The sequence below is a fragment of the uncultured Romboutsia sp. genome, from assembly GCF_958366745.1.
In the GTDB taxonomy this organism is placed as follows: Bacteria; Bacillota; Clostridia; order Peptostreptococcales; family Peptostreptococcaceae; genus Romboutsia; species Romboutsia timonensis.
The window spans coordinates 1-7,478 of sequence record NZ_CATXCO010000115.1 but is presented as its reverse complement, the minus strand read 5'-3'; the positions used below and the strand labels follow the sequence as shown (position 1 = coordinate 7,478).

8 protein-coding genes are annotated in these 7,478 nt (G+C 25.7%); 6 read left to right on the top strand and 2 right to left on the bottom strand.

What is annotated here, in order from left to right; all coding sequences use genetic code 11:
- Positions 1-225, top strand: a 225-nt coding sequence (locus Q5F54_RS08490) for a hypothetical protein (RefSeq protein WP_302334236.1), incomplete at its 5' end; no start/stop codon positions are given.
- 63 nt (positions 226-288) lie between these two features.
- On the top strand, positions 289-798 hold the full coding sequence (locus Q5F54_RS08485; protein WP_071119968.1) for a hypothetical protein: 510 nt from the start codon (positions 289-291) through the stop codon (positions 796-798).
- Positions 799-837: 39 nt separating this feature from the next.
- On the opposite strand, the gene Q5F54_RS08480 is transcribed toward Q5F54_RS08485, so the two are convergent.
- On the bottom strand, positions 838-2,010 hold the full coding sequence (locus Q5F54_RS08480; RefSeq protein ID WP_302334235.1) for a MalY/PatB family protein: 1,173 nt from the start codon (positions 2,008-2,010) through the stop codon (positions 838-840).
- A 194-nt stretch (positions 2,011-2,204) separates the two neighbouring features.
- On the opposite strand from Q5F54_RS08480, the gene Q5F54_RS08475 reads away from it, so the two are divergent.
- Entirely contained in the window at positions 2,205-2,816 is a 612-nt protein-coding gene (locus tag Q5F54_RS08475; RefSeq protein ID WP_281537361.1) for a methyltransferase, read from the top strand.
- A gap of 279 nt (positions 2,817-3,095) precedes the next feature.
- Complete coding sequence (locus Q5F54_RS08470; protein ID WP_281537362.1) at positions 3,096-5,474, top strand: cation-translocating P-type ATPase; 2,379 nt, start codon at positions 3,096-3,098, stop codon at positions 5,472-5,474.
- Between the two features lie 57 nt (positions 5,475-5,531).
- Here the strand turns inward: Q5F54_RS08470 and Q5F54_RS08465 are convergent, their stop codons facing one another.
- Entirely contained in the window at positions 5,532-5,714 is a 183-nt protein-coding gene (locus Q5F54_RS08465; RefSeq protein ID WP_281537363.1) for a hypothetical protein, read from the bottom strand.
- Positions 5,715-5,832: 118 nt separating this feature from the next.
- Between Q5F54_RS08465 and Q5F54_RS08460 the strand changes: the two genes are divergently transcribed.
- On the top strand, positions 5,833-6,153 hold the full coding sequence (locus Q5F54_RS08460; protein ID WP_281537364.1) for a hypothetical protein: 321 nt from the start codon (positions 5,833-5,835) through the stop codon (positions 6,151-6,153).
- A 23-nt stretch (positions 6,154-6,176) separates the two neighbouring features.
- Positions 6,177-7,391, top strand: a complete 1,215-nt coding sequence (gene nagZ, locus Q5F54_RS08455; protein ID WP_288525986.1) for a beta-N-acetylhexosaminidase — start codon at positions 6,177-6,179, stop codon at positions 7,389-7,391.
- The last annotated feature ends 87 nt before the right edge of the window (positions 7,392-7,478 follow it).

Sequence of the window (7,478 nt, the reverse complement as noted above, 5' to 3'; positions counted from 1 at the left end):
AATATAAGTAATATGAAAAACTTTGTAAATGCAAAAAATGACATTTTGAAATGCTTCGCCCACGCAGTGGCTCAAGCAACGGATGTATCCGTAGTAGGAGCAAGGATATATCGTTGGCGAAATGAAATGTTTCGCCGACACGTCGCTCAAACGAAGCGAATTTTTATAAATACTAATAAAAATAACAAATACATAGTAACTATATCACAGTTTTTGAATGAATGAATAATATGTTAATAGGAACCAGTGAAATCCTCTAAAATATTCAATTTAAAAGGTGGTTATTTAATGAGACAGAAAAATATTAAAAAAAATAACAAATTTAATAACTCTTGTAATCAAAATGAATGTAACAATAAAAATTTAATATTTAGTTCTCAATTCAATAGTTGCATATCAGAATGTAATAAGTTCAAAGAAATGGCTAACCAAAAATGTCAACAAGCAGAGTGTGCTATGAATAGGGCAAATAAAATAGCTCAAGAGGCACAGGAAGCAGAAAAAAGAGCTGAAGCTTTAAAACGACAAGCTATAGAGGAATGTAAAAAAGCTAATGAACTTTGGGAATGCTATGAGGAGTCTGCAAACTCAGCTCAGGATTTAATGGAGGAAGCACAATGTTGTTTACAAGAAGCAGCTAAGTGTTACAGAGATTGCTATAAAGATGATGTTGGATGCAACTTAGATGATTTTGGATATGATGAAGATGAAGACGAAGACTATGATTGTTATGATGAATGTGGATGTAATCACCATAATCAATGTGGGTGTAACTCAAACAAAGGATGTGGATGTTAAACAAAAAGGTGAACTATTTTAAATAGTTCACCTTTTTATTTATAGGGATTTTATAGCAAATTCAATTCTTTTAAGGCCTTCTAAGACCATAGATCTAGGACAAGCTAAATTTATTCTATAATAGCCATCTCCTCCTATCCCAAAAGAAGATCCATCGTTTAAGGCAATTCTACCTTTATTTATTAAAGCATTTTTTAAATCTTCTTTATCTACATTAAGGTTGCTAAAGTCAACCCATAACAAATAAGTTCCTTCAGGCTTTTTTACTTTTAATTGAGGAATATGATTTTTTATATAATCAATAGCAAAATCAACATTATCTTCTATGTATTTAATCAACTCATATAACCAATCTTCACCGTAGTTATAAGCAGCTTCTGTTGCTACTAAACTAAATGCGTTATTTCTTTTTATATCTAATATTGAAAAAGCCTTATCCATAACTTCATAATAATAAGGATTAGAAATTACTAAAAATGAACTTTGAAGCCCAGCTAAATTAAAAGTTTTAGTTGGAGCCATACAAGTTATAGTATTTTCGCTAAACTCCTTAGAAATAGAAGCAAATGGAGTATGTTTATGATTTTTTAATATTATATCACTATGTATTTCATCAGATATAACTAATACATTATGTTTTAAACATATTTCTCCTAATCTAGTTAGTTCTTCACGAGTCCAAACTCTACCAACTGGATTGTGAGGATTACAAAGTATAAAGATTTTAACATCTTTTATTTTAGATTCTATATCTTCATAATCCATAACATAGCTTCCGTCATCTAATTTTACTAAAGGGCTTATAACTAAACTTCTTTCATTAGACTCAACGATATTATGAAATGGACTATAAACTGGTTCTTGAATCATTATTTTATCATTTTTTTGAGTTAAATTTTGTATTAATAAACTAATGCTAGTTATAACTGCAGGGCTAAACATTAACCATTCTTGATTTATTTTCCAACTAAATCTATTGTCAAGCCAATTTACTATAGACTCATTATAAGAAGATGGTCTAGTTGTATATCCAAATATCCCTTGTTCAAGTCTATCTTTTAAAGCTTCCATTACACAAGGTGCTGTTAAAAAATCCATATCAGCTACCCACATAGGAAGTAAATCATTAGTACCAAAATTTTTATTCATTTCAGACCATTTAGCTGAAAAATTGTTAGTTCTATCTATAATTTTATCAAAATTAAATTTCATATTTATTTCCCCCTTAAGCTTTCTTTTACAATCAGCAGTTAATATAATCGTAGCTATAGGATGTCTAAATTTCAATACAAAATAAGTAAATTATAAAATATTATTAAAATATTTTGTTCATGAGTTGACAAAAAATAATATTGTAATAAGCTTAAATAGGATATACATAATAAAATTAAATAGGAAGGAAGAATATGAAAGAAAAATACTATGAAGAGTTGCTTAATATAAAAACCACAGGAGATCAAAGTTGGGATGAAACTAAGAAATGTTATCATCCATATGAACCAACTCCTTATTTTGCATTAGATAAATTATTTGAAAGTTACTATATAAATGAAAAAGACTCTGTAATTGATTTTGGATGTGGAAAAGGACGACTTAATTTCTATTTAAATTACAATTATAACTGCAATGTTTTAGGAATAGAAATGGATGAAAATTTTTACAATCAATGTATGGAAAATAAAAAAGAGTATTTAAAAAATAATAAAAGAGAAGAAGATAAAATTAATTTTTTATGCACTTTAGCCCAAGAATATGAAATAAGTGATAAAGATAATAAATTTTATTTCTTTAATCCATTTTCTGTTCATATATTTATGAAAGTTGTAGAAAATATATTAATATCATTTGAAAATAATCCGAGAAAGATAGATATAATACTTTACTATCCATCAGATGATTATATATATTACTTAGAAAATTGCACACCATTTATGCAAATTGAAGAAGTTAGATTAGATGATTTATATAAAAAAGATAATCAAGAAAGATTTTTGATTTATGAGTTAAGTTATTATTAAATAATTATGAATTAGAAAATAAATAAGGAGTATATAATAAGCGTTATATACTCCTTACTTATTTTGCCATATATATACTAAAGTAGATTTAATATGTAAAAAATATTTTGATAATTTATAAATAAAAACTTTATATTAAAGTATATGATTAAAAAATTTTTAACTAAGAAAAGTAAAATTAGAATATACATAATTTATTTTGAAGATGCACTTTTATATAATTATTTATTAAAAAATGTAAATACTAAATATTATAATAAAAGGTTAGAAGGGGTATATATGAAGCTTAATGAAAATATAAATAATATACAAAATCAAGATATCCTTCAAGGATTATCAAAAGAAGAAGTAGATAAACGTATAAAAGAAGGAAATTACAATAAAGCTGTAGATGGTGTTTCAAAAACAACTAAAGATATAGTAATAGATAATGTATTTACCTTTTTTAACTTATTAAATCTTGTACTTGCGACACTTATAATACTTGTAAAATCCTATGAAAATGCACTATTTATGGGAATAGTAATATCAAATACTGTTATAGGCATAATACAAGAGATTAGAGCTAAAAAAACTATAGATAAATTATCTTTAGTATCAGCCTCTAAGGCAAAGGTAATAAGAGAATCTAAAGAGGTAGAAGTAAATACTGAAGATATAGTATTAGATGATATTATAAAGTTTTCAAGTGGAGATGAAATAAGTGTAGACTCTATAGTTTTACAGGGAAATGTAGAAGTAAATGAATCTTTATTAACTGGAGAAGTCGATGAAATCTTAAAAGTAGAAGGAGATACATTGTTATCTGGAAGTTTTATAGTATCAGGGACTTGTTATGCAAAAGCAGATAAGGTAGGGGAAAATAGCTATGCATCTAGAATAACTAAGGAAGTAAAAAAGAGAAAAAAAGTAAACTCTGAGATTATGAAATCTCTTGATAAAATAATTAAATATATAGCAATAGTTATAGTTCCAATAGGATTAATACTGTTTTTAAAACAAATGTATTTATTAGATTATGGATTAAAAAAATCTATAGTAAGTACAGTTGCGGCAGTTATAGGTATGATTCCAGAGGGACTTTATTTACTTACAAGTATATCTTTAGCAGTATCTGTTATAAGATTAGGAAAACGAAAAATATTAGTTCAAGAGCTTCATTGTATAGAGACTCTAGCTCGTGTTGACATGATATGCCTTGATAAAACTGGAACAATAACAGAGGGAAAAATGGATGTACGAGAAGTTATAATATTAGATGAAAAATATAATAATGAAAGTATAAATAATATAGTAGGGGCAATAACTCATACACTAGATGATGAAAATTCAACTTTTAATTCACTGAGAAGACATTTTAAAGAAAATCCAAATTGGGAATACAAAAATAAAGTACCTTTTTCATCTGAAAGAAAATGGAGTGGTGTTTCTTTTAAAGAAGAAGGAAGCTTTGTAATAGGTGCTCCTGAATTTGTACTAAATGAAGAGTATATAAGTATAAAAGATAAAGTAGAAAAATATTCATCAAAAGGATACAGAGTACTTTTATTATCTAAGTATAATAAGGATTTAACCAATGACAAATTAGATAAGGATATAGAAAAAATAGCACTTATTATAATAGAAGATAAAATACGTGATAATGTAGAAAAGACATTTGAATTCTTTGAAAATCAAGGAGTTGAAATAAAAGTAATATCTGGAGATAATCCTGTTACAGTATCAGAAATATCAAAAACAGCAGGTATTAAAAATGCAGATAAATATATAGATGCATCAACACTTAACACTAAAGAAGATATAAATAGAGCAGTAGATAAGTACACTATATTTGGAAGGGTAAAGCCAGAACAAAAAAGAGAAATTATAAAATCACTTAAAGATAAAGGCCATACAGTAGCTATGACAGGTGATGGAGTAAATGATGTTTTAGCTCTTAAAGATAGTGATTGTAGCATAGCAATGGCATCAGGTAGTGATGCAGCTCGTAGAACAGCTCAACTTGTCCTTACAGACTCAAATTTTAAATCTATGCCTAATGTTGTAAAGGAAGGACGTAGGGTCATTAATAATATAGAAAAAAGTGCATCATTATTTTTAGTTAAGACAATATATTCATTTTTACTTTCTATTTTATTTCTTATTATAATGAAGCCTTATCCATTTGTTCCAATACAATTAACCCTTATAAGTGCATTGACTATTGGAATACCTTCATTTTTCTTTGCACTTGAATCTAATAACAATAAAATAAAAAAGGGATTTTTAAGAAATATAATAAAAAGATCACTGTCAGGTGCGTTAACTATAGTAATAAATATATTATGTGTTGCATTTATATCATACAAAATAAATATACCTCATAGTCAAGTATCAAGTATATCTGCTATATTAACTGGATTTACAGGTTTAGTTATTTTGTATAGAGTAAGTATTCCATTTAACAATCAAAGGAAAATACTATTTACATTTATGACAGTATTATTTTTCTCAATAGTAATATTATTTGGAGATAGGTTTATGATATATAAACTTAATTTTGTACAAACTATTATATTAGCAGTGTTTATGATAATAACTCCTATAACTATAAAAATTATATCTAGCATTGTGGATAAAATAAAAATATTAAATAGGGAACATGAAAATCAAATATAGTATTACAATAAAAAGAGCGTCTTAATAAATATTTTAAGACGCTCTTTTATAAAATATTTAATTTTTATTATTATGCTTTTCTAGATGGCAATTAGTAGCATACATTTCTCTAGATTTCTTTAATGTAGAAGTCCATTGATTGTTATTTTCATCCTTTTCTTTTACATTTGTTTGGCTAGTTAAAGATATATTAGCACCAGCCCATTGATTGTTAGATTCACATTTTTGTTTTTTATCCATGGTAGTCACCTTTTCATAATGTATTTGAAAATATTTTGACCAAATAGATACAAAATTATAAATGTAATTTATTGAAAAGTCAGGTCTGCTATAATAAATAATATACAGGAGGGATATTATGGGGAAATGTAAAGATGAAATGATAAAATTAATAAATGGAGAAGTAGAAAAGGTATATATAATATCAGAGTTTGAAACACACTATGATATATCAAAATCTCTTCAAGTTTGGAAATATGATAAAGAAAAAGATATATTATCATATAGTATAGTTACTAAGAACAATATAAAAAGGCCTTATTTTATAAAAATAAAAAATGGAGCAAACTTTGTAGAGAAAAAATATGTAGGAGAAAGCATGGTAGATGATGCAAAGCTTACTATAACAACTGAACAAGAGGCAATAGATATATTAGGGTTAGAAGTATTAAGTATATAAATAGACTATATTAAGGGGATACTATGAAGAAAATTGTACTAGGTATATGTTTATTAACCATGACTTTATCATTAAATGGATGTAATAATAAAAATACAATAGAAAGTATTAATTTAAATAAACAAAATAATAATATAGATGTAATACAAAAAGAAATAGAAAATATGACACTAGATGAAAAAATAGGACAGATAATAACTGTTGGAATTGATGGATATACTATAAATGATAAAACTAAAGAGTTAATAGTAGATAAAAAGGTCGGAGGAATTATATTGTTTAAAGATAATATAAATGACTCTAATCAATTACTACAACTTATAAATAATATAAAAGACATTAATTCTAAAAATAAAATACCTCTTTTTATATCTATAGATGAAGAGGGTGGTCGTGTAAGCCGACTACCAAAAGAAATAAAAAAACTACCTTCTAATGAAGTAATAGGTAATATAAATGATAAAAAGTTAACTTATGATATAGGAAAAACTATAGGATATTCACTAAAAAGTTTTGGATTTAACATGGACTTTGCTCCAGTTTTAGATATAAATAGTAATCCTAATAATAAGGTAATAGGTGATAGATCATTTTCAAGTAATAAAAATATTGTAGCAAATCTTGGAGTTAGTGAAATAAATGGATTTAAAAGTAGTAATATTATTTCAGTAGCTAAGCATTTTCCAGGACACGGAGATACTGATATTGACTCGCATTATAAACTTCCTATTATTAATAAAACTTTAGATGAATTAAAAGAAGTAGAGTTTGTACCATTTAAAAATGCAATAAAGGAAAATGTTCCATCCATTATGGTAAGCCATATATTACTTCCAGAAATTGATGATATAAATCCTGCCAGTATGTCAAAAACAATTATTACAGATATACTAAGAAAAGATTTAAAATTTGATGGACTTATAGTTACAGATGATATGACTATGGTAGCTATAACTAATGATTTTGATATAAGTGAAGCTTGTATAAAATCTATAAATGCAGGAGCAGATCTACTTTTAATATGTCATGGGTATGAAACTGAGGTAGATGTTATAAATAATATAAAAGATGCAGTAGATAAAGGAATTATATCTATTGATAGAATAAATGAAAGTGTTTATAGAATACTTTCTTTGAAATATAGCTATAAAATAAATAATGAAAAGATAGAAAATATTGATGTGGATATTATTAATTCTAAAATTGAAGATATATTAAATAGGTTAAATAAGAATTAATAAAATTTTAGTAAAATAATATATTTATAATTTTACCTAAATTAAAAATTTTAAATCTAAAAAGATATAATATAACTACTATATATG

Bases quoted from the DNA above. Each gene is read 5' to 3' on its own strand.
- Q5F54_RS08485 (WP_071119968.1), top strand. From the start codon at position 289: ATGAGACAGAAAAATATTAAAAAAAATAACAAATTTAATAACTCTTGT.
- Q5F54_RS08480 (WP_302334235.1), bottom strand. From the start codon at position 2,010: ATGAAATTTAATTTTGATAAAATTATAGATAGAACTAACAATTTTTCA.
- Q5F54_RS08475 (WP_281537361.1), top strand. From the start codon at position 2,205: ATGAAAGAAAAATACTATGAAGAGTTGCTTAATATAAAAACCACAGGA.
- Q5F54_RS08470 (WP_281537362.1), top strand. From the start codon at position 3,096: ATGAAGCTTAATGAAAATATAAATAATATACAAAATCAAGATATCCTT.
- Q5F54_RS08465 (WP_281537363.1), bottom strand. From the start codon at position 5,714: ATGGATAAAAAACAAAAATGTGAATCTAACAATCAATGGGCTGGTGCT.
- Q5F54_RS08460 (WP_281537364.1), top strand. From the start codon at position 5,833: ATGGGGAAATGTAAAGATGAAATGATAAAATTAATAAATGGAGAAGTA.
- nagZ (WP_288525986.1), top strand. From the start codon at position 6,177: ATGAAGAAAATTGTACTAGGTATATGTTTATTAACCATGACTTTATCA.